Source organism: Bacteroidales bacterium (assembly GCA_023228145.1).
In the GTDB taxonomy this organism is placed as follows: domain Bacteria; phylum Bacteroidota; class Bacteroidia; order Bacteroidales; family CAIWKO01; genus CAIWKO01.
In genome coordinates this window covers 1-25,891 of the sequence record JALOBU010000006.1, presented here as the reverse complement: position 1 = coordinate 25,891, position 25,891 = coordinate 1, and the positions used below count along the sequence as shown (strand labels likewise).

The window sequence follows — 25,891 nt, the reverse complement described above, 5'->3', positions numbered from 1 at the left end:
ATAAATATATAAGCTATGAAAATTACTTTTCTGGGCGCGGCAAAAGAAGTAACAGGCAGTAAACATTTGATAACTACAGATGATGGAAAAAAAATACTGCTTGATTGCGGCATGTTTCAGGGCAAAGGCGAAGAAACAGACCGAATGAACCGTAACCTGGGTTTTAACCCAAAAGATATTGATTATCTGATACTCTCCCATGCTCACATTGACCATTCAGGGCTTATTCCTTACATTGTAAAACAGGGTTTTGAAGGCATGATAATATGCACCCATGCCACTCGGGACTTGTGTGCTATAATGTTACAGGATTCGGGAAGAATACAGGAAAATGATACAAAAACCTATAACAAGAAACTAGCAAAAAAAGGCTTACCCCCTGTAGAACCCATATACACAGCCAAAGATGCCATGAAAAGCATGCAGTATTTTGTCAGCATTGCTTATGGACAAAAATTCCGCATTACAGACAATGTTAAACTTACCTTTACTGATACCGGACATATATTAGGCAGTGCTGCCACAAACCTTATTATCAAAGAAAATGAAAGGGTGATAAATTTTTGTTATACCAGTGATATCGGCAGGCAAACCAACAGTATATTGCGTACACCACAACCTTTTCCCCAGGCAGATATCATCATCACCGAATCCACATATGGCAACAGGATGCACGAAATACGCAAAGAAGCTAACAACAAGCTTCTTAAAACAGTGCTATACACCTGCATGGATAAAAAGGGCAAGCTCATCATTCCTTCCTTCAGCGTTGGCAGAACACAGGAAGTTGTGTATGCGCTCAACCAACTGGAGCGGGAAGGGCGCCTGCCAAAAATAAAAACCTTTGTTGACAGTCCTTTGTCGGTAAACGCCACCAACATTTACCGCATGCACTCTGAATGCTTCAACAAAGAGATATTGCAAAATATGGAAAAAGACCCCGACCCTTTCGGGTTCAATAACCTCACATATATCCAGGCCGTTGAAGACTCCAAAAGACTTAACGAGTTGAAAGAGCCCTGTATTATCATTTCATCATCGGGCATGATGGAAGCCGGGCGCATAAAACACCACCTGGCCAACAACATTTCCGATCCAAAGAATACCATATTAATTGTCGGCTACTGCGAACCAAGAACCTTAGGTGCCAGGATAAAACGCGGCGACAAACAGGTTTCTATTCATGGCAATATTTACGATGTAAAGGCAGATATTACATCTCTTGAAGAATTCAGTGCTCACGGCGATTATGCTGAAATGATAGTTTACCTGAGCTGCCAGGATAAGAAAAATATCAAAAAAATGTTTTTAGTTCATGGCGAAGAACAAGTGATAATGGATTATAAAAGAATTCTTGAAGAAAACCGTTTCAGCAATATTTTTATTCCTGAAAAAGAAAATGAATATCTCTTATAATTATGTTAACATTAAAAATCAGGAACAATATAAAAGATTGTTACATTGTTTTTGTTTTCTTAACCCTCTTTAGTATCAGCAAATTCATAGGGTTGCTCCCCAGCCCTGAAATATTTTTTTGCGTAAATCTGAGAACCATATCATAATATAAAACCACTACGGGGGCCTCCTCTATTATGATATTATCCATTTCGGCATACAAGCGGGTACGTATGCTGTCGTTGTTTATTGTTCTTGCTTTCTCAAAAAGAGAATCAAATTTTTTGTTAGAGAAATGGGTATAATTTGGCCCTTTCGGACAAAAATTCGGCGAATAAAACAACGAGAGGTAATTTTCCATATCAGGATAATCGGCAATCCATGAAGCCCTGAAAAAACTCACCTTGGATTTTGCTATCATTTCTCGAAGCATCGCGGGTTGATTTTCGTCAACCTTGATTTTTATTCCTATTTCATCCAGCTGATGCTGAATATATTCGCAAAGGTCACGATACGAAGCTGTTGCTGAAAGAGTGATTTCGGGAAGGCCTTTACCATGGGGATAACCTGCAATGGCAAGCAATTCTCTGGCCTTGTCAGGATTGTATGTATATCTCTTATACAGGCTTGTATCATAGTAAGGTATACCTACAGGAACTATTCCATATATTCCGGGTGTGCCTATGCTGTTGCGAAGGTATTTTATCATTTTCTTTCTGTCAAAACCATAATTAATAGCTTGCCGAACTTCTTTTTTTAATAGCGGGTTATTCTTGTTCTCAGAAAGGTTTTCATCCACCATAAAACCAAGGTATTCCGTATTTAAATAAGGCTGCAATGTCAGGTTGATTTTATCTTTATACTTTCCGCTTAAATTACCGTTTTTGCTTATCAATTCGTCAATATAACTTGGTGCTACTCCTGACATAAAATCTAAATTTCCGCGGACAAACTCCAGAAAAGCCGATTGTTTGTCGGCAATAAACGAAATGGACACTGCATCAAGGTATGGAAGACGCTGGCCAGACTCTATTTCAAAATAGTTGCCGTTTTTTATAAGTATCAGCCGCTGATTTTCCTTCCACATTTTCAGTCTGAAAGGCCCTGTGCCTACAGCATGGCTGCGAAAATCTTTCCCATAGTAATCAACAACTTCGCGAGGTATTACAGAGCAATACTGCATTTGGAGCAGGCTTAAAAAGGGGGGGAAAGGCTCCTGGAGCTTAACAACAAATGTAGTGTCGTTGTATGCCAGAAACATACACTTTCCTGATGAATCTCTTGAGACATCATTAAAAATCCAGCTTCCAGGCGAAGCCACATTGTCATCAGCAATACGGCTAAAGCTATACACAAAATCTTCAGCCATCACCCTGCGCCCCTTACCGGATGAAAAAACGACATCGTCGTGAAAAAAAACATCTTTACGTAAAATAAAAGTATATGTCAGCCCATCATCAGAAACCTCCCAGGATTTTGCAATGCATGGTTTGATGTGCATAGAATCATCAGGCTGCACCAATCCGTTATATAATTGATTGCATACCCAGATATGTGCCTGGTCTTTGGCAAAAGCGGGGTCAAGGGTTGAAATCCCGGAAGATTCGTTGTAACGAAAAACAGTACGTGAATCTTTTTTATTCCTGTCGTTGCCGCAAAAACAAAAACAATTAATAAGTATTAAAAAGATAATTGCTCTGAAAAACGTTTTCAACTTTAATCCTTTGAATTTTTAATATGTTATATTTTTAAGATGCCAAAAAAATTAAAATAACCTGTGTGCTGTTAAGACCATAACTTCCTGACGGTCAGATTGAGCAAAAATACATCAGAACCGGAAGTATCACCTTTTTTAAGGGTATGATAAGCATCGCCAGAACAAATTTATATTCATTATGAATGTATTATAAATAAAAGGCCTTTATTTAATTAACAACTCTTTGTTAACAAAGGAAAGGGTAATTAAATGATTTTAATATTTAGGAAAAGAGGATGAACACAAAATAATTCAAAAACATACCAAAAACACTCATCTAATCCAGTAAGGGGGTAAACAAGGTTTCCAGTTGCGATATCAGGGATTCCGAATCGTCATTAATAATTCTCCAATCATCCTCAACAATAAGATATACACTATTTTCATAGAGGACATGAAAAATTACAGAACCTCCCAATTCATTCATAGTAATGTATCGAGTAAGGTAGTTTGATATGTGCAGCGGCTTAAAAATTGATTCGAAGCGGTATTTTATCATATCTATATCCCCAACCGTTATTTTCTTATCTGGGTTTGAAAACCTCGCCGTTATTTCGTAAGTTTTCAAGTTTTCTTTACCAAAATTCTGTCCTGATGAAATGGATTTATTCATAATTATTTTTTTAGTTTTATTTTCTATAGCATAAAATTAATAATTTTTTCACTATCACCTGTTTTTCTCAAATAGCAATTGACAGATAAATGAAATATTACAGGAAAACAGGTAAAATACTACTTTTGTAAAAAAAACTTTATGTTCAGAAAAATTATTTTATCAGTTGTTGCAGTTGTATTTGTTCTAAGTTGTATCGCACAACAGCAAAATTCATTGTTATGGGAAATATCAGGAAATGGGTTATCTCAAAACTCTTATATTTTCGGCACCATTCATATGATAAAAAAGCAGGACTTTTTTATTACAGATATCATGGAGAGGAAACTAAAGGAATGCCAGAGTTTTGTTACAGAAATAGATATAAACATCCCGATAATGCAACAGCTTGAGCTGGCAAAACAAATGTATCTGCCCGAAGGCAAAACTCTTCGCGATTATGTTACCGAAGAAGAATATTCAGATTTCAGTAAATACATTATAGATTCGCTTCACATAAAAAAATCAAGGCTTGAAAAATACATAAGATTGAAACCTTTTTATATCAGCAGCATCCTTGCCAAACAACTTGCAGGCAAAGTGAAAGCTTATGAGCAGGAATTGTACAAAATAGCCAAAAAAAACGGCATAGCTTCCGATGGACTTGAAACCATTGACTTTCAGCTCTCGCTTGTTGACACAACCCCCATAGAAGAACAGGCAAAAACATTGGTAAACGAAATAAAAAATTATAAAGAAACAGAACAACTTTTTAATGATATGATAGCTGCATACAAACAGCAGGATTTGTCGAAATTGTACGATTTTGTGGTAAAAAGCGCCGATTCAAACAGCGAATTCAATGAGAACTTTATTTTCAAACGCAACCAAAACTGGATTTCGCACATAGAAGAGAAAATTAAATCGAAGAGCTGTTTTATTGCCGTGGGGGCAGCCCACCTGCCCGGCGAAAATGGTGTTTTGAAGCTGCTCGAATTACGGGGCTATACCATCACGGCAGTTAAATAATATCATTTCAGACACTATACAATTTTATTTATATTTGTACTTATACAACCCTGTTGAAATAACCTTTTAAAAAAGTCATCATGTCAAATGCAGTCTTACAACGGAAAAAAGTAAAAACGGCATCACTTTCCATTTTCTCAAACATCACACTTATAATACTTAAAGTCACTGCCGGCATCATCAGCGGCTCGGTCAGCATCATTTCAGAAGCCATACATTCGGGCATGGACCTGCTGGCAGCTGTAATAGCTTTTTTTTCAGTAAAAATATCAGGATTGCCACCGGATAAAAACCATCCTTATGGTCATGGCAAATATGAAAATGTATCAGGTGTAATTGAAGCGTTGCTGATATTTGGTGCAGCAGGGTGGATAATTTATGAAGCCCTTCAGAAAATAACTCACCCTACACTACCCGAACAGTTAGGTATAGGCACACTGGTCATGGGAATATCCGCTGTGGTTAACTATATCGTTTCAAAAAGGTTATACAAGGTTGGCAAAGAAACAGACTCCGTAGCACTAGAAGCCGACGGATTGCACCTGAAAACAGATGTATATACCTCACTGGGAGTTGCATTAGGTTTGATATTAATATGGATAACCGGTATTAAAGTGCTTGACCCTATCATCGCTATTCTGGTCGCCTTAATGATTTTACAGAAATCTTATATTCTGTTAAAAAAAGCATTTTCACCCCTTTTGGATGCCCCTTTACCTGAAAAGGAAATAAACATCATCAAAAATGCTATCAATAATAACCTTTCCGAAGGCATGAGTTTTCATAAACTACGTACCCGCAAGGCGGGAAACATGAGATATGTGGATCTGCACCTTGAAGTTCCCGGAACAATTACTGTAAATGAGTCCCATGAACTTTGCGACCGGATTGAGAACGAAATAGAGGATGTGCTGGATTATATTGAAGTATATATTCATATTGAGCCCAGCGAAAACAAATAGTAATCCGTTACCAATTATCCCCTTTAGCGCTTGATAGTTCCTGTTACCACTTTATTTTTCCACCTGCCGCTGAAATAATATATTCCTGAAGCTATCATTCCGAAAGCCCAGGCAATAGGTATGCTCCACCAGATTCCGTCGGGGCCCATAAAACGAGAAAATATATATGACAGTGGTATTCTAAGTATCCAGAGCGAAAACAACGTGATAAACATCGGAATCAGCGTATCGCCGGCACCACGTATCAGCCCCTGTGTGGTTATCATGGTCGAAAACAATACATAGAATGAACACACAATAACTAAGTAGGAATGTCCGATAGATATTACTTCGGCTTTAGGTGTAAATAATGACATGATTTGCGAGCCGAATAATATGGCTACAAAAGTTATAATAATTGAAAATGTTGCCGTTATCAACAAGGTGGTTCTATACCCTTTTTTTACCCTGTCAATCTTATTAGCGCCCATGTTTTGCCCCACAAAGGTTGACAGTGCCATTGAAAAGTTCATGGCGGGCTGCATTGCAAAAGCATCAATACGCCCTGCAACCGTATATGCAGCTATGGTATCCGTGCCAAATGCGTTCACAAACCTCAGCAATGCCATCATACCCAAAGCTACGAAAGTCTGCTGCAAACCTGAAGGAATGCCTATTTTAAGGCTTGTTAAAAATATTTCCCGATGAAATTTTATGTCAAAGAATGAAAATCTGATGATGTCATGAAAGCGATTCAGATACAGGACACTAAGTACAAAAGAAACTCCCTGAGCTATCACTGTTGCAATAGCCGAGCCTTCTATACCCCAGCCAAAAACCTTCACAAACAATATTACCAGGACGATATTCAGCACTGTAGAGATAATAAGAAAGTACAGGGGTGTTTTTGAATCACCCAACCCGCGAAGTACAGAACTGATTGCATTAAACCCAAACATCAGTATAAGGCCATATAACAAAATATTAAAATAGCTGACAGCATCGGGTATTATTTCTTCGGGAAGGTTCATAGAACGAAAAATATGCTCGCTGAAAATTAGGCCGAAAATGGTGATGAAAATAGCGGCAAAAAACAAAAATATTAAAAGGCTGTCAACAGATTTTTTTATATTTTCAAAATCTTTCGCTCCGAAAAACTGGGCAATAATAATTGTAGAACCAACCGATACTCCAATGACCAGGGAGATAAGCACAAAGATTACCGGAAAAGATGCTCCGACAGCAGCCAAGGCTTTCTCTCCAAGATAATTCCCTACAATTATACTGTCAACAATGTTATACGATTGCTGAAAAACATTGCCCAGCAGCATCGGGAGGGCAAAATTAACAATCACCCTGCTTTCTTTTCCGGTTGTGAGGTCTTTCATCATACGAAGTTTGCAAAGATACAATTTACTCTATGTACGAAAGCAAAAACCAAAACATAAAAAACAGCATATAAAAAATTTGATTTTAAAATTTATTTATACATTTGTATAAATCTTTAAACTGTAACATTATGAAAAAATTTCTATTGTTTGTATGTTTAATAAGCTTCGGTATGGCTTATGCACAAACCCCCATTTCATTAAATTTCAGTGATTTGGGAGAACCGTTAAAAACCTATGAGTTCAGAAACGACACAGGAGTTGATGTAACCATAACACCAGGTAATGCCGGAGCAAATATCACCTGGGATTTTGCAGCGCTGGATGCTACGATTGACACATTCACCATTGACCTTGTGAATGCTGCTACCATTCCTATGCACAACGACTTTCCTGCAGCAAATGTCGCCACTATTTGGGACAGCGCCATCAATGTGTATTTTTTTAACAGCACTCCCTCAGGCCTTACAATGCAAGGAATTATCAAAGATTACATGAATTCTAACGACTCGTTAAAGCTGATACTTAGTATTCCGGATACCGTATTGCCCCTGCCAGCCAATTACGGCGACACTTGGTCGGGGTACAGCTTTGGCAATACAAAGTCTGCTGCATCAAATTTATTTTACGATACTATTATTGGGGGATTTACCTTACAGATACCTATTGACACTGTTCATATTAAACATCACCAGTATAAAACAAGCGTAATTGATGCATGGGGTACTATGATAGTCCCCAACAACAATTTCCCCGTGCTTCGTCAAAAGGATTCTGTCACATCCATTGATTCGGTTTGGGGTTATGCCGATTGTTCGAGCTTCCCGCCTCCTTACGACGAGAATTCCGGATGGTATTATCTGATAACCGTAAAAGACACAAACTTGCAGTATTTGTGGTGGATGAAAAGTTTTGGCGTACCAGTTGTCAGGATGAATATGTTTCGTTATTCACCCACTATTGTTGCCAATGTGGAGTGGGCTTTCGACATTTCTGACAACATAGCAGAGTTTGAAACAAGCAACACCAGACTCTTCCCCAACCCTGCAAGAGATTTTATAACTATTCAGGGCGATGCGGAATTTACGGAAATCATTATTTACGACCTTCTGGGTAATGAAGTGATAAAGCGGAAACTAAACAGCGACAGCAAAATCAGCATAAATATTAGCATGCTGCCCGACGGCCTGTACTTTTATAACGCACTAGGAAAAAATAATAAATCTTCAGGGAAATTTGTTGTAAAGCATTAGGATTAAAACTTCATAAAAAGCCGCTCCTTATGAAGCGGCTTTTTTTTACTTTTCATTTGCGCCAATGCTTTCCCTTTTCATCAGTTCTCTGGAATCACTCAGAAACAATTTCATTTTCTGACAGGAAAGAGTATCCATAATCCCCCTGATGTTTTCGTAATTCGCTGCAGGCAACACATAAAATCTTTTTTTATTGTTTTCAACAGGCGTATAAACCCATGTAAGATAATAACCCGCATTATCAATGCAAACTTTTTTATTCTTTCTGGCCAGATTCAGGCTCACCATCATTCCGCCATCCCGGTAGCGATCTCGCTGATTTGAGATGTAATTGCCAAGAGAATATACGATAAAAACTTCCCTGCCGTTGCTGTCGGGATAAAATTTACGTTCTATACGCTGTATCACATGAGGATGCATGCCGATTATAATATCGGTGCCATGGTCAAATAATAATTTAGCATAATATTCCTGGTATTCGTTTGGATAAGATTTATACTCATCGCCCCAGTGAATAAACACAATGATTTTATCGGGCATTGAATCGCGCGCAGCTTGAAGGTCCTGTTTTATCTGGTTCTCTTCTATCAGGTTCACAATATTTGGTTTTGGCACTGCAAGGCTGTTGGTGCCGTATGTATAATTTAAAAGAGCTATTTTGATACCGTTTTTTGAAATTATCATGGGATAATTTTGTACACGGCTTGCAGAATCCAAAAATGTTCCTGTATGCCTTAACCCTAAACTGTCAAGAATTTTAATAGTACGTTCAATCCCTTTTTTACCGCGGTCGCAGGAGTGGTTGTTAGCAGTGCCTACGATGTCAATTCCTGCAAATAACAATGCATTCACAATCGCATCGGGCGCACTGAATTGAGGATAACCTGTATAGGGCTTGCCTCCCAAAGTGAATTCAAAATTTGCTATGGCATAATCGTAGCTTCTGATAAGCGGCGTCACATATTTAAAACAGGAATCGTATATGTATGCCTGCAACGTATCGTTCCATGCGGCATCAATCTGAGACTGGTGCTGCATAATGTCACCTATAAACAGCAATGTCATTGTTGAATCGTCCTCTCCGCATGTGTAATCATGTGTCTGGTCGGCAGTAATTTTAGTAAATGCTAATATACTACAAGCGAATATTATTAAAACGATAAATATTTTTACCGGAGAACGCATAAAAAATGTAATGATTTTCAGAAAATAATAATACTGCTTATAGGTTCGGTATCTTTAATTTCAAAAGATTCATATGGCTTGCCTGTCTTCACAGAAGCATCCGTGCCTTTCAGCACAAAAGCGGCATCTTTAAACTCTTTTACATAAACCAGGTACGTATTGTTATCATCGCCATAAATACCTTTCATAGAATAACTCTTTTTAATATCAGAAAAACTTTTCCCGACACAGACACCTTCGGCAGTTTTATATAATGAAGAATAAACCAATATTCTGGAAATCATGCAAATATCTGCACAAAGGGTTTCCATTTCCATTAAGGTTTTTTTATTATCGTCATTCACTTTGATAATGCTGTAATTTTTTCCATTTACTTTTTTTTCCTCCACCTGGTTTTCGGTAAAATATTTTTTAAGCATTCCGGCATCCATATTTATCTCCACATTGCCTACCCTTCCGTCACTGATGAGATAAGCGGCATCAACATTTGTTCTTTGTGCAAAAACACCATTAGAATCTAAACAGAAAAATAACAATATACACATTGCATAAATAGAAAATCCGGTAAAAAAATTCCTCTTTCCCATTTCGTTTTTTTTACAAATATACACTAAAAAATCTATGAGCGAATAATGTCATATTGGCCGAAGTTTCCAGCTTCCTTTTTTAAGATAAATATAAGAAAATAGAAACATTGCCGTAAAATAAACAATTTCGCAGCTCCAGGCAAACTCAAGAGGTAATGAAAACCGGTTGACTATTAAATATAATGTTACTAAATAAAATACAACTCCCAACAATTCGATGTACATAGCGGCACGTGTCCTGCCAGTGCCTATCAGGCCATTGTAGTAGTTCATTGTCAGTGAAAAAATTACAAGCGCAAGCATAACCATATAGTATGAATTAAGACTTTCATTTATAAGAGCCTTATCGGCTGTAAACCATGATAATATGGTATCATGAAAAATTTGAGCGGGTATCACAAGTGCTATGATTGCAACAAAACAGAGGAAAGTTATTTTCCTTATCAGTTGCAAAACCCCTCCGGGATTTCCCTGTCCAATAATATTGCTCACCAGGGTATTGCATGCCGAGCCAAAAGCCCAACCCGGAATCATAAGGAAGACATAAACACTTCGTACAATATTTGTTATGGCAAGCTCATGTTGCCCCCTGTGTTCTATCACCACAAAAAAACTGAACCATGCCATCAAAGATATCAGGTGTTGCAATATGATAAATCCTGAAACATCAAGAATATTTTTAATAACTCTCAGATCGTAGGTTTTACGCTTAAAGAGCCTGTACTTTTTACGGTCAACTACTCTGAAAGTAATAAAAACAAAATACGACACTGCCACAAATTCAGCAATTACCGTTGCAAGGCCAGCACCAGCAATACCCATTTCGGGGAAACCAAATTTCCCGAATATCAGCAGGTAAGCAAAAACTACATTGACACCTGCCAAAACAACAGAGTTCACGGCAAGGTATTTTGTTTTGAATATCCCGGTATAAAATGCCCTGAACACACAAGCTATATAAGTGAAAAAGATACCGAAAATTCGATAATTGATATATAAAAGTGTTTTTTCATAAATATCTTCAGAAGAAATAATCCATCGAAATATAACAGGAGAGAATATATATATTAAGGCAAATATCAAAGCCGCGGCAAACACAAGAAAAAACAGGCTAAGTTCAAAAACACTTCCTGCCTGCTCAGGTTTGTTCTCGCCCAGCCTTCTCGAAATTATAATCTGTGTGCCAATGCTGAATGCAAGGCCGATTATAAACAATATCACATAAAATGTACCTCCTATAGCTGATGCTCCCAGTTCTGCTTCGCCCACCCGGGCAAGGAATATAGTATCTGTAATGTTTATTACATTCTCTGCGAACAAGCTAAGAATTATAGGATACGTGAGCATCCATATTTCTTTATGTGAAGGTATTTTCATGATATCTTCCGCAAAAGTATCAAAGTCGGATAGTTTTTTTACATTTACCAAGAAAATTATCCAGTATTTTATTTATTTTTGCAAAGCTATGCGGAAGTAGCTCAGTTGGTAGAGCATCAGCTTCCCAAGCTGAGGGTCGCGGGTTCGAATCCCGTTTTCCGCTCGAAAACCGGTTCATTAATGAATCGGTTTTTTTATAATTTTGTGGCAAAATCATTCCCAATTTCATGAAATACTTTTCTTTTATAATTCCTATTTTTCTATTTATCAGCAATTGTTTTGCACAATGCAATACCCCCGAAACAAAAATAATGGTTGTAGGCGACAGTTGGGCTTTATTCAGTTGGACTTTTAACTCTTACAATGAAGGATTAGACCGCTATGGAATGACGGACGTAAGGGCAAACAGTGCATTTGATATCAGCATAGCAGGCGCAAGAGCAGAAAGCTATTTTTCTGAGCCATCAAGAAAACAAGGCATCATTGCTTTTCTCAGTGCCAACCCGGGTATTGAATATTGTCATATCAGTCTTGGCGGTAATGATTTACTGGGAGAATGGAACAAAAATATGTCAACAACTCAGGTTGACTCTTTACTCGATGTATTGATGAATAGTCTAAAAAGAGATATTGATACCATAAGCGCTATTAAGCCCGGATTAACATTTGTTCTTTCAGGATACGATTATCCCAACTTTGTCGAAACCGCTGCTTTTTCATCACTTCACCCCTATTACGACCAATGGACAGATATGGGGCAACCAAATGCTCTGGAAATAAACACCATGTTGTCTATGTTGTCACAGCGTTTCTCCGACTCTTCTGCTGTGTGGAATAATGTATTTTTTGTGAACAATAACGGATTGATGCAATGGACTTATGGGCAGACTTCACCCCTGCTCATACCTCCCTACATCACATACCCTGAACATAGTGTTCCTCTTCCCGGAGGAGACATGAATTATCCAAGCCCCAGGGCGGCCATGGCACTCAGCGGAACGGATTCTTTCCACTTGAGTGATGAATCCTTTGAATACTTTATTCGCAGGCACATTGAAAGATATTTTTGGAAGTCCCTGCGCTCGCCTGACACAACAATATTAGCCAATGATACTGCCCTTAACGGTTTTGTTTCTGCTTTTAATTATGGTTCTGATATGATTAAAACAGGCAAAACTGGAAACGATGATGTGCATGGAATAATTACTTTTAACACATCTGAACTAAATCAGTCATTTAATATAAAAAATGCCAGCATTTTCCTGAAACGTCAAAATCTTTCAGGAACAAATCTTATCAATCAGGAACTCACACTTGAAATTAAATCCGGATTCTTTGGAGCAAGCCTACAGGTAGAAAACGATGATTTTTCAAGCAGCGGAGATATATCATCGGCTTCATGCACATACGGTACTGTTGCTGAAAATGGTTGCTGGATGAGGATCGATATTCCCGTATCATTATTACCTTTTATTAATAATGACGGATTCACCCAATTTAAAATTAAATATGCTTATGCCGATAATGATAACTACTTTGAATTTTATAATTCCAATGATTCTTCTGTACAGGCATTCCTTGATGTAAAATACGATTTTTCAACCCGGATAAATTGCAATCATTCTACTGAAGATTTTTTTGTTCATCCCAATCCTGCATCTGAGTTCTTATACATCAATATACCCAATAGTGCTTTTAAAAATATTAAAATTGATTTGATTACTATTGAAGGAAGTATTATGCACTCAAAAGAATATAAATTATCCGATGATAATATATTAATCAATATTTCGAACTTCCCAAATGGTTTTTATTTAGTAAAAATTCAGAATAAGGACTATTTAAAATATTTCAAAGTCCTTAAAGCTATATAATTTTATATTTTTAAATATCTGAAAATCAATTATTTTCTTGTTTTTAACAACTTTTATTTAAAATATTTTAAATAAGCAAATTTAGAAATATTTTTCACTTAAATATCCCAAAAATTACATCCGTGATGTAACTAAAAGTGATAGTAATAGTGATTTTTCGTTCGCCCACTGGCGAACTCATTATCCGCAGAGGGGTAGTTTCAATCAAAAAGCGGTTTGCAAAACAAACCGCTTTTTGATTGGCGGAGAGAAGAGGATCACGTGCGACAGGGAATCAGTATCGGCATTGAACGTCTTTGCAAGAGTGGGAAGCGCAATATTGACGATGCTGGTATCCAGGTTGGTCATGAAAATGGCCAGCGCAATGGTCGGGATGATGAGTACATGACGCGATCGTTCACCGGGCATATTGTCTGCATTAGAATGATCTATATAACTCGATTTAAAACCCGTATAATCAAATAATTAACAATTTGTTTTTTTATTGTTCTTTTTGTCTTGAAACAAAAAGTACCAAAAAATTCAAGAAAGTATATATCGAGCCCTGCCTTGCCGGCAGGCTTCGCACTGGCCACTCCCTGACACCGAAATATTTTCTTGCCAGCGCACTTTGTTTCTACAAAACAATTCAATTTTCTTCGGGATAGGTTAGCCGATATTTGGTGCGCAGGCAGATCCTGACGTGCCTGCCCGACGGTCAGGCGGGCGAGCCGGCGGTGGAGTGAATCAGAAAACATTTGAAAATCTGCAAAGGACCCGCCACAGGCGGGGTTTCCTGACCAGCTATGCTGCGTCAGGACTACTTTGCTTAGATTTTCAATGTTTTCTGAGAGCGGGAGGAAGCATTCTCAAGGAGGCCCTTTTTTGCTTACTTTTTTGGACAAGCAAAAAAGTAAGAGAAAAATCTCATGTTTACGACAGAACAATAGCGTAATATTAAGTTATAAACGCTTTTCTAATTTTTAAACTACTGGCAACCGGTCTAAAAATAGGATTTTTTCGGCAAACCGGCCTTAATTATGTAACCATTAAGCCAAGAATGAAATACATTTTGATCTTCCCCTTGCCTTTTGCGTCAATCTCGCCCCTGTATTCACAGATGAATTTCTCTTTCACCAACTCATAAGTCGCAACGCTGATATTGATCTTCCCCGCTTCGCCGCTACTTTCCATACGGCTGGCAATGTTCACAGTATCGCCCCAGATGTCATATGAAAATTTCTTGATCCCGACAATGCCCGCGACAATGGGGCCTGTATGGATCCCGATCCTTATATCAAAAAACGGCTTACCTTCATTCTGCCTTCGTTTCCGGTATTCATTCATGAAATGCTGAATGTCAAGGGCAGCACGAATGACATCTTCTGCATTCGTAACATTCGGCACCGGGAGGCCGCCCGCACACATATAACTGTCGCCGATGGTCTTGATCTTTTCTATCTGATATTTTGTGATGATCTCGTCGTAGTTCTTGAAACAGTAATGCAGTTCCGCTACCAGTTCCCCTGCGCTCATCTTTTCCGCAATGCCCGTAAAACCCTTGAAGTCGGTGAACATCACCGTCACCATATCAAAATGCCGGGGTTCGGCAAATCCTTTTGCCTTAAGCTCTTCTGACGTCTCGGAAGGCAGAATGTTCAGCAGAAGTTCATCTGAGCGTTTCTTTTCCTTTTTGATCCTCACCTTTTGCCGGAAGGCAAAAACGGCAAATGCACTAACCAATAGTAAGCCGGCTATAACGGAAATGATGATGATGATCTGTTTCCTTTGCTTTTCTGCCTGTTTTTCCGTTTCCATGTTCAGAAGCAGGATCTCCTTGTCTTTCTTTTCAGTTTCGTAGATCGTCCGTAGCTCGTTAATCTGCTTCTGATTTTCAAGGTTAAAGATGGAGTCTTTGTATATCAATGAAAGCTTCAGATAGTCGTAGGCCTGTTTATGATTTCCCATGGATGCATTTGCGCTGCTTAGGCCTCCATAAATGCTCTGGTAACTTGACCTAAGGTTCGCCTGTTTTGAAAACTTCAGCGCCTGCATGAACGATTCCATGGCTTCTTTGGTCTTTCCTTGGAGTGTATAGCATTCACCAATATTTGAATAAATAATTGCCTGCGAACGCGGCTCTATATTCGCGCTGTCAGCGATCAACGCCTTATTCAGGTAGTATATCGTGGAATCATACTCTTCAAGTCTGTAAAAAAAGCCCGCAAGGTCATTATATGAGAACACAATGCCAGGCCCATTTTTGATCGGGTTTTCCAGTTTCAGGAAGAGGGATTTTTTCATAAAGCTCAGGGCGATATCATACTCATTAAGCAGCATGTAATTATTACCGATCTCATTCAGCGCCGATGCTAATGATAGGGTATCACCGAATTCTGGTGCAATTTCAACTGAATGCATGAAAAATTCTATGGATCTTTCATAATTATCTACGGAACGCTCAAGTAATCCGAGATTATTATATGTCTTGGGAAGGAGTTTCCTGTATCCGCTTATTTCTATCATCTTTAAATTCAAATAACTAAGCTTCATCCCCTGCCCATAATCACCAATGATGTACATGATATATCCCATGTGTGCCAGGCACTCCATGATTTTTGTGGGATTTCTTTCATATATATATTGAAAAATCGCCCTTCCAAAGAAAATTTTGGATTTTTCATATTTGGAACTCTTCAGGCAATACAGCCCTGCCCATTCGTAAAACTCACCTCCGGGTTTTTCACCGCTTGTCAGGCCTAATAAGTGCAGGTGCTCGCATAGCGCTATGGTTTTCTTCACGTCGTGATCCGCACAAACATTGATAAGTTCCCTTGTAATACGAAATTCATCTATGGACGATTTGGATTGTTTAAGCAGGTGTTCAAGGGAATCCTCTTCATTCTGCTGTGCATTCAGGCAAAACACAGGCAGGAATAAAAATAATATCAGGCATTTAATAACCTTCTCCGACACTGGCAATTTTTTGTGCTAATATAGATATTTATTCTTTACCGGAAAATACAATTACGATTTCTCCTGCATGCCAACGATCGTTTGTGTACTTTTGAAGATATGTGGCATAAATTGAAAAACAGATATAAAAATATTACTATTTCAGGGCTCAAAACAATGATGAATGAATTAAAATCCAAACATTTGCTCTATCTTGATGAAAATTACAATAAAATTGTTTCGATAATTGATACTGATTGCTTGCTATGAAACGTTATAACTTTTTTTAAAAGTTTATCAGGAATTATTTAATATATATTAAAAATCTCTAATATTGCATAAAATTCGATAACTGATGAATCTTGACGCAGCGACATCATATGCCATTAAGCAACTTGAGCCTATAGAAAGAACGAGATACTATTATCATAATATATACCATGCCCTGGATGTTTTTAAATCCGTCTCTGAATATGGGCACTCCGAAAAAATTAATGGCACAGAACTCGTCCTGCTGAAAACAGCAGCAATTTTTCATGACATAGGAATTATCAACTCTTACAATTTTCACGAAGAAGAATCGGTGCGGATAGTCCATGAAGCATTACCCGGTTTTGGGTACAACAGCCAGGAAATAGAAATTATCAGCCTGCTTATAATGGCAACTAAAATGCCTACCCACCCGCAAAACGAGCTCGAAAAAATGATATGCGATGCAGACCTTGATTACCTTGGTCGGAACGATTACCTGGAAATCTCTGGACGACTCAGGCGTGAGTGGGAAGTAATCAGACAAATTATATACTCCGAAGAAGACTGGCTGGGCTTCCAGCTTAATTACCTTACCACCCACAAGTATTATTCACAGGCTGCACAAAAGCTCCGAAATGCCGGAAAATCATTAAATATCAAAAAAACGGAAGAATTATTAAAAAAAATCTAAATTTGCTTTCAAATCATTAACCGAAAAATCATTAATATGGAAAACAAACAATTGATTCTTGTTCCTACAGATTTCTCTGAAGTATGCGATAATGCAATTACATATGGCGCCAAGCTTGCCAAACTTTTAGGATTTAACCTTGCCCTGTTGCACATCATTGATAAGAAAACAAAAGCAGAACTGAAAAAAGAAAAACAGGGCATTATAGAAGTCTCGGAAAAACTTGACAAAATCGCAAAAACGATGGCAAAAAAATATGGCATTGAAGTTAGTGCCATATCCGAAGAAGGAGATATTTTTACCGATATAGGCAAAACGGTAGTCAGAATCAAAGCCAGTCTGATGATACTCGGCACGCACGGCAAGGTAGGGCTGAGACAAAAATTCGGCGTGAGTTTTGCAAAAAAAGTAATCGCCACAGTTCCTGTTCCTGCAATTGTTGTTCATAATAAAACCAACCTTGACAAGGGTTTTAAAGATATCGTTTTCCCCGTAAGCACCACTGCAGAAGTTCGCCAGAAAGTCAGATGGACAATACTGATAGCAAAAACCTTTAAATCCAAAATACATCTTTTTCAACTAAACCAGAGTGGCGAAGAAGACAAAAAGATAATGCAGAACTATATCAAACAGATCACAAAGGAATTTGACAAAGAAGATATAAAATACGTCCACGTTCTGGCTGACAAAAAGATTAGTTATGCAAAACAAGTACAGGATTATGCGCACGAAGTTAAAGCAGACCTTATCACGATCATGATTACTACTGATGCCCTGAATTTCAAATTCGGGACTTACGATGAAAAAATGATGTTCAACGCCTATGAGATCCCTGTAATGTGCATTAATCCTGTCAAAACAAAAATCGAATACTGGAAATAATTTCCTGCCCTGTATTTGGGGTTGTATACTTTCATAAATTTCTTTTTTCAGGCATGATTTACAATATCATTTTTTATGAATAAGTTTGTTTGTCCCCGCTGGCGTGAAATTGCATTCCGTGTCATTTCAGATTAAATAATGTATTTATTTTTTTAAGGCAGCCGGGACAAAATGCTCTTTGCACCCACGTATTTTGCCTGGCTGCAGGTTTGCTATTTTGGTAAATTAAGTATCGTTGCAATATTAACATAATAGGAGTTATAAAAACAGGCAGGCGATTCTAAATCGAACATACTTGCTCAAGATGGACTAACTGTGGATAAATATTAAAAACAAATATCCGTAAATTACTTACAAACAGTATTTTACGGATATTATTGGCGGAGAGAGGGGGATTCGAACCCCCGGTTCGCCGGAAGGCGAACAACGGTTTTCGAGACCGCCGCATTCGACCGCTCTGCCATCTCTCCAAATAGAGTTGCAAAATTACATTTTTTTAAACACTTATTATTATTTGCTCAATAAAACAAAGCAATCCAAATGGGTTTCTTATAATAAGTATTTGGAATGATCTTATTTGCAAGCAAATTGCAGCTAAAAGACATCCTCTATGAGAATATTATTATTGTTAAATAAAATGGTATCCCCTGCTTTCAATCCTTTCATTGCTTGAAATATTGGGACAAGAAATATTTAACCTTTGAAGCGTTTCATAAACTGAAATATCTCCGTTCATCATAAAATTATTTCAACAAAAATAATTAACTTTATTTTTTCGTTTCGTAGGTGCATGATGAAACTTTTTTTTGCAAAAAAACAAACTTTCATTTCATAATTAAAAATTACCTTTATGACATATTTCTTCTGTATGAAAAAAAATATTCTTTTCTTACTGTTTTTCCTTGCTGCAAATTTGCTGGCAGCGCAAAACTTTACTATTGATACTATAACCATCGACAGGCGGATGCTGAGTGCAGATTTCAACTATCAGGGAAAAAATCTCTCGCTGATGAAACTCGAAGAACTTTGCAAGCCCTATGCCGATGCCTTTGATGAAATAAAACAGGCCCAGAAAAATAACAACCCCGCCCTGATCCTCACTCTTGTCGGCACGGTATTGATAGGATATTCGGGCATAAAATGGCTTGCCGATGGCGAATTCCAGTGGTATTATGCTGCAGGCGGCGTGGTGATGATAGGCTGCACCATCCCCTTGTATCTCGGGTCGAGAAATCATTCTGTAAATGCAGCCAGGATATTTAACTATGAAATAAGACACCAGACCCACAGACCTTAAAACATTTTTACCCGACTGATAAATTACTGGAGTTTCCTTAAAAAAATACGGTAAAAACATGTAAGTTGTTTAATATCAACTATTTTTGCTGTTTATTAAATGGAAGGTATTATTTTTTTTGGCTTAATGGACATTTTTCAGGATAAAAACTTCTATAAGTCTTATTATTGTAGTATTTAAATCAATTCAAAGGTTATGAATCAAAAAAGTGCTTTTATTGTGGCAGTTCAATAGTCAGTAAAAATGGACATAAAAAAAGCGTGGAAACTATACCTATCCGATTCTGAGGTCTTAGGAAACCTTCATACCAAATAAGTTAGTCCACGCCTATCGGCGCGGTCACTTATTATTCCTGGTATGATTTGAAATTTCCTAAGTTTCAGAATCAAGAATAAAAGCTAACGCTTTATCTTAAAACTCAAAGAACATTTTATGAATAATCAACACTAAAATACATATTTTTTAAATTTAAAAATAAAATTTGATATTTTTTTTTGAATACAAATTATTGAATTAAATTCACGCCATATTTTAATCTCTTGAAAATCAAAAAACAAATAAAAGACTTTCTGACTTTTAACAAAAGCGAGCGCAGGGGAATACTGGTGCTGAGTGTGCTTATTGTGATAATAATTGTTGCCAATATCCTGCTTCCTCATTTTATCAAACAAAAAAATTACGACTATTCACAGTTTGAAAAAGAAATAAACAAATACCTTGAAACACAGGAACTAATATCAAATAAACCCAAAACATATCGTCAAAAGGAAAGCTTCAATATTTATGACTCCGACCGCTCGGCTGTCGAGCAAAAACTCTCCCCTTTCATTTTTGACCCAAATACCCTCAACTATGAGGGGTGGATTAAAATGGGGCTGAATCCCGGACAAGCAAAATCCATAATAAAATTCAGAGAAAAAGGAGGAAAATTCCGAAAAAAAGAAGACCTCAAAAAGATGTACACCATTTCTGAAAAAGAATACATTGTTCTTGAGCCTTTTATTGAAATAAAAAGCGAGTCTGAAAACAAAAAATACTATGTTCCTGAGTGTAAACCTGAGTCTACAGTGGATATCAATACGACCAAAGCTGAAGACCTGATTAAAATTAAAGGCATTGGAAATTATTTTGCAGAAAAAATTATCAAATACAGAGATAAGCTGGGAGGATATTACTCTTTGTTACAACTGCTTGAAATACCCAAAATGGACAGCACAAAATTCAATACTATTGAGCCATATCTTGAATTAGGGAAAAAACCCATACGAAAAGTAAATGTAAATACAGCAAGTTTCAATGATTTAAAAGACCATCCCTACATAGGCTACAATATTGCCCTTTCGCTTGTAAATTACCGAACACAGCATGGTAAGTACAAGAAATTGGATGACATAAAAAGCTCTGCCCTTATCAACGAAAACAATTTTGAAAAAATTTCACGTTATCTTTGCACGGAATAGAATATGTCAAATCTCAAAACCCAAGTACCAAATTCCAAATGACCAACGACTATTTCCTAATTATAAATAAAATCTAATCTTGGTTTAAAATTTGATGCGTCTTTTATCACTTAAATAAAAAATATGAAAAAGATACTCCTGACATCCTTAGCTATTTTATTTGTTATAAGCTTTGGTTTTGCACAAAAAAATAAAACACAGGTATTTAAATGGTACACCTTTGAAGAAGCCATAAAACTTAATAAAAAACATCCTAAGAAATTATTTATTGATATTTATACCGACTGGTGCGGCTGGTGTAAAAAGATGGATGCCAGCACTTTTTCTGATGAGATTATAAAAAATTATATGAAAGAACATTTTTACCCTGTAAAATTAAATGCTGAACGCAAAGACACTGTTGTTTTCAATGGCAACACTTATGTAAATCCAAATCCCAATGCTTCCCGTTCGAGTCATCAGCTGGCTGCGGCTCTTTTACAAGGACGTATGTCGTATCCTTCTTTTGTGATATTAGACGAAAAACTCGAAATTTTAAACACCATCATGGGTTATAAATCTGCAAAAGACCTTGAACCCATATTGCATTTTTTTGGAGAAGATGCCCATGAAAAATTGACGTATCAAAAGTTTATAGAAACCTTTAGTGGAAGTTTTACTCAGTAAGCCTATTTCTTTTGGTTAATATTTGCAAACTTCTTATTAAAATCATCAGATGAACTACTCCTTGCTTGAAATACTACGATGCCCATTATCAAAAACCCGTATGAAGTTTCAGCTGATTTCCGGGTTTGAAAAAACATATCAGAATAAGGCAGTTAAAGAAATTAAAGACGGCATACTATATTCAGAAACCGGCTTGGTTTTTCCCGTTATTGACGGAATTCCCCGCATGCTGATAGAAGCATTTGATGATTACGAAACATGGTTTAAAGAACACATGGAAGATTTTTGGGCCGTTAAGGCTGAAATAATGAAAAAACATGCAGGACTAGTAAATCACTGCATCATGAAAAACCGAAAAACAAAGAAAAGTTTTGCCTTTGAATGGAGCCTGCTCAATTATGAAAAGCAGGATAAAGTATGGCATGATGACGCTGCCAGCCTTGAAAATCTTTTTTTCAGTGAATCACTTGAAAATGCCGATACCCTGAAAAATAAACTTATCATTGACGTGGGCTGCGGTCACGGGCTGAATGCCAACGCCATAGCCAAATATCCTGATACCGTTGTAGGTATTGATCTGGGCAAAAGCATAGAAAACGCTTACAAATTCAATTTCCGCGAAAATGTATGGCTGTTGCAGGCCGACCTGCAGTACCTGCCTTTTGAAAACAATACCTTCGACCTTCTTTTGAGTGGAGGCGTTATCCATCACACTACCAATACCGAACTTTCCTTTTGTAATATTGAAACTGTTCTCAAACCGCAAGGAAAAATATGCTTATGGCTTTACCATCCCGTTAAAGATTTTTTTCATAACTTTTTTGTTCACTTAAGAAAAATAACCTCCAAAATGCCCGTCAGGATGCAGTTTTTATTTTATTTGTTTCACATTTTTCCTTTCACTTATTCCATTAAAAAACTCAAAGGACGTAAGCTCAACTGGCGTGAAGAGATGATTGACCTGATGGACTCCCTTTCGCCCGCATACCGCTTTGAACACACCCACGACGAAGCCGCTTCCTGGCTGTTAAAAAAAGGATACGCTGATGTGAAAATAACCACCGAAACAAGGTTCGGTTTTTCAATCATAGGAACAAAACACTGATTTCAAATTGTATTTATTAGAAAAGCAGTAAACTATATTGCTTTAATTGTATTTTTATGTTTCGATTCTGAAAATACGATATGGCAATAACTAAAAAGAAAACAAGTAAGAAGCCACAGAGAAAATTCACAACAAGATTAGAATATTGTTTTTTTTAAATGAAAGGATACATGTACATACTGGAATGTGTCGTTGACAGCTATTATACAGGCAACACCAACAATCATGAGTTACGTCTTGCGGAACATCTGACTGGCGAAGGCTCCAATCAAACAAAAAGGAGGTTGCCCGTTAAGCTCGTTTATTACGAAGAATATCCAGGAATTGATTAGGCTTTTTACAGAAAAAAACAAGTGCAGGGATGGCGAAGAGAAAAGAAGGATGCATTGATAAATAGGGAATACCAGCTTTTGCCGGAGTTAGCTATTGCATATAGGTATTTGGATACGGTGGCTTCGAGAGCCTCATAAACCGCAAAAACCAAAACAATAAAAAATGAGCGAGTGGAAGGAATACATTTTTGAAGAAATAATTGAGATGATCATTGATTATAGGTGGGAAACTCCAACCAAAACTTCTAAATGTATAAAGTGATCAACAATGAATTTTTTGAATCCAGATAAATATTTTTTATTTTTGCAATGCAAGAATAGCAAAAATTAACTAAAATAAATAAGTAAAAAATTTAATTTGTATGAAAAATCTCATGCTTTCCTTGATAGTATTGACTTTTGTAGTTAATATTAGTATCGCCCAAAACAAAACCTTCAATTTAAATAAAGGGGATGATGTTTTTAATAAAATTTCAAATTTTGAAACAAAAAATAATGTCAGCTTTGATAATGCAACAAGAATCAGGGAACTTGAAATAAACCCGGTCTTTCAGAGTAAAGAATTCATCGGTGTGGATGACACGATCTTGTTATATCTGTTTAGCAATAAGCAATACAAAGCATATATTGACAAAATTGAAGTTGATGTGAACGGCACACTTGCAATCCGGGCCCGGTTAATAGATTATAATTATGGATATTGTATCATTTCAACTTTTGACAGTAAAAGTTTTATAAAAATTGATGTGCCTGAAAATAACGAACTGTTTTTGTCGAGATATGACCATCAGACTAATAAATATTATTTATTGCAAATTGATAAATCAAAACAAAAAGCATTACCGGGGAGCCCATCTCTCATTCCTCCGGTTGATAATCAACCAATGGATAATCTAAAAAAAAAGACTCAACAAAATTCCTTAAATATTAAGCCCTATGATATTGGAATCAAAAACGGTAATCCTGTTTTACATAATTCTGATCCGTTAAAAAGCACAAAAGCGCAGGATATCATAACCTTAATGATTCTTTATACTCCCTCAGCAGCTTCATGGGCCAGCACATATGAAGGCAGTATTAATAATACGATTAGTGGTATAATGCAATATGCTCAGACAGCCCTTGATAATAGCAATATAGAGTTAACCGTACAGCTTGTTCATTCTGAACAGATAGATTATACGGAGCTTAATTCTAATGACGATTTGTATTATCTTACAGATCCCAGTGATGGTATTATGGACGATGCACATACCTTAAGGGACACCTATTGTGCCGATGTGGTTGTATTATTAGAAAATATTGATTTTACAGGCGGTTTGGGCTGGGTTTTAAGTCAATCCACAGGCCAACCTGATTATGCCTTTTCATTAACCAGAGTGCAGCAGGCAAGCTGGTCAACTACAACAATCCATGAAATAGGGCACAATATGGGATGTGGTCACCACAAAGAACAAAATTTCCAGGAAGGTCCGGGAATATTTACCTATTCTGCCGGTTGGCGCTGGGGAAGTTCAACAGAGAAGTACTGCTCAATTATGACTTATAACGACGGTTCCTATTTTGACGATGGTATTGATGCCGCCGAAGTGACCTTATTTTCCAATCCAAGCCTTCAGGATAATGGATATCCTGCCGGTGATGCACTAGACGGAGATAATGCAAGGACCATAAGAGAACTGAAATCTGTTATCGCTAATTACAGAACCGGATGCACATGTACACCGCCGTCAACCCAAGCGAGCTCATTTACCTCTTCTGCAATAACAGATAATTCGATGACTGTTGGCTGGACGCGCGGCAACGGAACCGGCGGCGTACTGGTCGTTGCAAGAGCCGGAAGCGCTGTAAATGCAACTCCTGAAAACGGTACAACTTATACCGCAAACGCGGCTTTTGGAAGCGGCACCCAGATAGGCAACGGTAATTATGTTGTTTATAAAGGCACGGGGACTTCTGTGAATGTAACCGGCTTATCAACAGCAACAGCCTATCATTTCGCTATTTTCGAATACAATACAACTAACATTTGTTTTAAAACCCCCGGATTAACAGGTAATGCAACTACCACAGGCACCCCTGTTGCCGGTTGCGACACCCTTACCAACATACTATCCACAGATACCCTTACTCTTTATGGATTCGGTTCAGGACAGTGGGGTACATGGACCGGGCATAATTCTTATTCGATGACGGAATTTGCCGAGTATTATACAGGATTGACAAACCCGAACATTACGGGTCTTGAAGTATATGTTGGTGATGCATATAGCGGTGGAACAGGAGGCAATCACAAGGTTACATTTAATGTTTATCAGGGGGGCGGGGCTACACCGGGAACCGTGTTAGGATCAAAAGATATTGCTATTAGTTTATTAACTCCCTATGATATTAATTATATCGAATTTGACAATCCTGTTACTTTTACAGGATCAGATGTATATGTCGGCTATCAAATTTATTATAACACTCCTACTGATACTTTTAACTTAATACAAGTAAAATCTAGAGCAAGCTCAATAAATTCAGGATTTCTGAAATATAATGATACATGGTATTCATTCCCGGGTCTTAGCAATCCTGATATTTTTACATCCATTGTTGTTAATCCTATTGTCTGTACCGGATGCATGGTATTTCCGGCAGCTGCTGGTACTATTTCAGGGGCAGCGACTGTTTGCCAAGGACAAAGTTCTGTAACTTACACTGTACCAACAATCACAAATGCAACCTCATACGTTTGGACATTGCCAACCGGTGCAAACGGAACAAGCACAACAAACAGTATTACTGTGAATTACAGCACATCGGCAGTTTCGGGGAATATTACTGTAAAAGGACATAATTCCTGCGGTGATGGAGATTTATCAACAAAAGTAATTACTGTAAATCCAT

General features: G+C 37.4%; 21 protein-coding genes and 2 tRNA genes. 14 read left to right on the top strand and 9 right to left on the bottom strand.

What is annotated here, in order from left to right; genetic code table 11:
* The first annotated feature begins 15 nt into the window (after positions 1–15).
* Positions 16–1,416 carry an MBL fold metallo-hydrolase gene (locus M0R16_04360; GenBank protein MCK9612116.1) on the top strand — a complete coding sequence of 467 codons (1,401 nt, stop codon included), beginning with the start codon at positions 16–18 and terminating at the stop codon, positions 1,414–1,416.
* Positions 1,417–1,456: 40 nt separating this feature from the next.
* On the opposite strand, the gene M0R16_04355 is transcribed toward M0R16_04360, so the two are convergent.
* Together M0R16_04355 and M0R16_04350 are read right to left on the bottom strand one after the other, a co-directional pair.
* Positions 1,457–3,109, bottom strand: a complete 1,653-nt coding sequence (locus M0R16_04355) for an ABC transporter substrate-binding protein (protein MCK9612115.1) — start codon at positions 3,107–3,109, stop codon at positions 1,457–1,459.
* Positions 3,110–3,428: 319 nt separating this feature from the next.
* Positions 3,429–3,764: a hypothetical protein gene (locus M0R16_04350; protein ID MCK9612114.1), complete on the bottom strand. Its 336-nt coding sequence runs from the start codon at positions 3,762–3,764 to the stop codon at positions 3,429–3,431.
* A gap of 141 nt (positions 3,765–3,905) precedes the next feature.
* Between M0R16_04350 and M0R16_04345 the strand changes: the two genes are divergently transcribed.
* Both M0R16_04345 and M0R16_04340 read left to right on the top strand, forming a co-directional pair.
* Positions 3,906–4,772 (top strand): TraB/GumN family protein, encoded by an 867-nt coding sequence (locus M0R16_04345; GenBank protein ID MCK9612113.1) that lies wholly within the window; start codon positions 3,906–3,908, stop codon positions 4,770–4,772.
* A gap of 80 nt (positions 4,773–4,852) precedes the next feature.
* Positions 4,853–5,734, top strand: a complete 882-nt coding sequence (locus tag M0R16_04340; GenBank protein ID MCK9612112.1) for a cation diffusion facilitator family transporter — start codon at positions 4,853–4,855, stop codon at positions 5,732–5,734.
* Positions 5,735–5,757: 23 nt separating this feature from the next.
* Here M0R16_04340 and M0R16_04335 read toward each other — a convergent pair whose 3' ends face one another.
* Positions 5,758–7,104, bottom strand: a complete 1,347-nt coding sequence (locus M0R16_04335) for an MATE family efflux transporter (protein MCK9612111.1) — start codon at positions 7,102–7,104, stop codon at positions 5,758–5,760.
* 128 nt (positions 7,105–7,232) lie between these two features.
* On the opposite strand from M0R16_04335, the gene M0R16_04330 reads away from it, so the two are divergent.
* Complete coding sequence (locus tag M0R16_04330; GenBank protein ID MCK9612110.1) at positions 7,233–8,354, top strand: T9SS type A sorting domain-containing protein; 1,122 nt, start codon at positions 7,233–7,235, stop codon at positions 8,352–8,354.
* Between the two features lie 45 nt (positions 8,355–8,399).
* Here M0R16_04330 and M0R16_04325 read toward each other — a convergent pair whose 3' ends face one another.
* From M0R16_04325 to M0R16_04315, 3 genes are read right to left on the bottom strand one after another with little or no spacing between them, the layout of a single operon-like run.
* On the bottom strand, positions 8,400–9,539 hold the full coding sequence (locus tag M0R16_04325; GenBank protein MCK9612109.1) for a CapA family protein: 1,140 nt from the start codon (positions 9,537–9,539) through the stop codon (positions 8,400–8,402).
* A gap of 17 nt (positions 9,540–9,556) precedes the next feature.
* Positions 9,557–10,126: a hypothetical protein gene (locus M0R16_04320; protein ID MCK9612108.1), complete on the bottom strand. Its 570-nt coding sequence runs from the start codon at positions 10,124–10,126 to the stop codon at positions 9,557–9,559.
* A gap of 48 nt (positions 10,127–10,174) precedes the next feature.
* The gene (locus tag M0R16_04315) at positions 10,175–11,554 is read right to left on the bottom strand and encodes an MATE family efflux transporter (protein MCK9612107.1); all 1,380 of its coding nucleotides are present in this window, start codon (positions 11,552–11,554) and stop codon (positions 10,175–10,177) included.
* Positions 11,555–11,593: 39 nt separating this feature from the next.
* On the opposite strand from M0R16_04315, the gene M0R16_04310 reads away from it, so the two are divergent.
* Together M0R16_04310 and M0R16_04305 are read left to right on the top strand one after the other, a co-directional pair.
* Positions 11,594–11,666, top strand: a tRNA-Gly gene (locus M0R16_04310).
* Between the two features lie 64 nt (positions 11,667–11,730).
* Positions 11,731–13,377: a T9SS type A sorting domain-containing protein gene (locus tag M0R16_04305; protein MCK9612106.1), complete on the top strand. Its 1,647-nt coding sequence runs from the start codon at positions 11,731–11,733 to the stop codon at positions 13,375–13,377.
* 204 nt (positions 13,378–13,581) lie between these two features.
* Here M0R16_04305 and M0R16_04300 read toward each other — a convergent pair whose 3' ends face one another.
* Both M0R16_04300 and M0R16_04295 read right to left on the bottom strand, forming a co-directional pair.
* Positions 13,582–13,785 carry a hypothetical protein gene (locus M0R16_04300; GenBank protein MCK9612105.1) on the bottom strand — a complete coding sequence of 68 codons (204 nt, stop codon included), beginning with the start codon at positions 13,783–13,785 and terminating at the stop codon, positions 13,582–13,584.
* Positions 13,786–14,394: 609 nt separating this feature from the next.
* Positions 14,395–16,332 (bottom strand): tetratricopeptide repeat protein, encoded by a 1,938-nt coding sequence (locus tag M0R16_04295; GenBank protein MCK9612104.1) that lies wholly within the window; start codon positions 16,330–16,332, stop codon positions 14,395–14,397.
* Positions 16,333–16,666: 334 nt separating this feature from the next.
* Here M0R16_04295 and M0R16_04290 point away from each other — a divergent pair, with 334 nt between their 5' ends.
* Positions 16,667–17,254: an HD domain-containing protein gene (locus M0R16_04290; GenBank protein ID MCK9612103.1), complete on the top strand. Its 588-nt coding sequence runs from the start codon at positions 16,667–16,669 to the stop codon at positions 17,252–17,254.
* Positions 17,255–17,290: 36 nt separating this feature from the next.
* Positions 17,291–18,136, top strand: a complete 846-nt coding sequence (locus tag M0R16_04285) for a universal stress protein (protein ID MCK9612102.1) — start codon at positions 17,291–17,293, stop codon at positions 18,134–18,136.
* A gap of 378 nt (positions 18,137–18,514) precedes the next feature.
* Here the strand turns inward: M0R16_04285 and M0R16_04280 are convergent.
* Positions 18,515–18,606: transfer RNA gene (locus M0R16_04280), tRNA-Ser, on the bottom strand.
* 398 nt (positions 18,607–19,004) lie between these two features.
* On the opposite strand from M0R16_04280, the gene M0R16_04275 reads away from it, so the two are divergent.
* The 6 genes from M0R16_04275 to M0R16_04250 form a co-directional block, all read left to right on the top strand.
* Positions 19,005–19,433 carry a hypothetical protein gene (locus M0R16_04275; GenBank protein MCK9612101.1) on the top strand — a complete coding sequence of 143 codons (429 nt, stop codon included), beginning with the start codon at positions 19,005–19,007 and terminating at the stop codon, positions 19,431–19,433.
* Between the two features lie 539 nt (positions 19,434–19,972).
* Entirely contained in the window at positions 19,973–20,893 is a 921-nt protein-coding gene (locus tag M0R16_04270; protein ID MCK9612100.1) for a helix-hairpin-helix domain-containing protein, read from the top strand.
* Positions 20,894–21,016: 123 nt separating this feature from the next.
* A complete protein-coding gene (locus M0R16_04265) occupies positions 21,017–21,559 on the top strand; it encodes a DUF255 domain-containing protein (GenBank protein MCK9612099.1) in 543 nt (180 codons plus the stop codon).
* Between the two features lie 49 nt (positions 21,560–21,608).
* Entirely contained in the window at positions 21,609–22,664 is a 1,056-nt protein-coding gene (locus M0R16_04260; GenBank protein ID MCK9612098.1) for a methyltransferase domain-containing protein, read from the top strand.
* Between the two features lie 170 nt (positions 22,665–22,834).
* Positions 22,835–22,996, top strand: a complete 162-nt coding sequence (locus M0R16_04255; GenBank protein ID MCK9612097.1) for a GIY-YIG nuclease family protein — start codon at positions 22,835–22,837, stop codon at positions 22,994–22,996.
* 362 nt (positions 22,997–23,358) lie between these two features.
* The coding region (locus M0R16_04250; protein ID MCK9612096.1) for a zinc-dependent metalloprotease at positions 23,359–25,891 on the top strand (2,533 nt) is incomplete at its 3' end.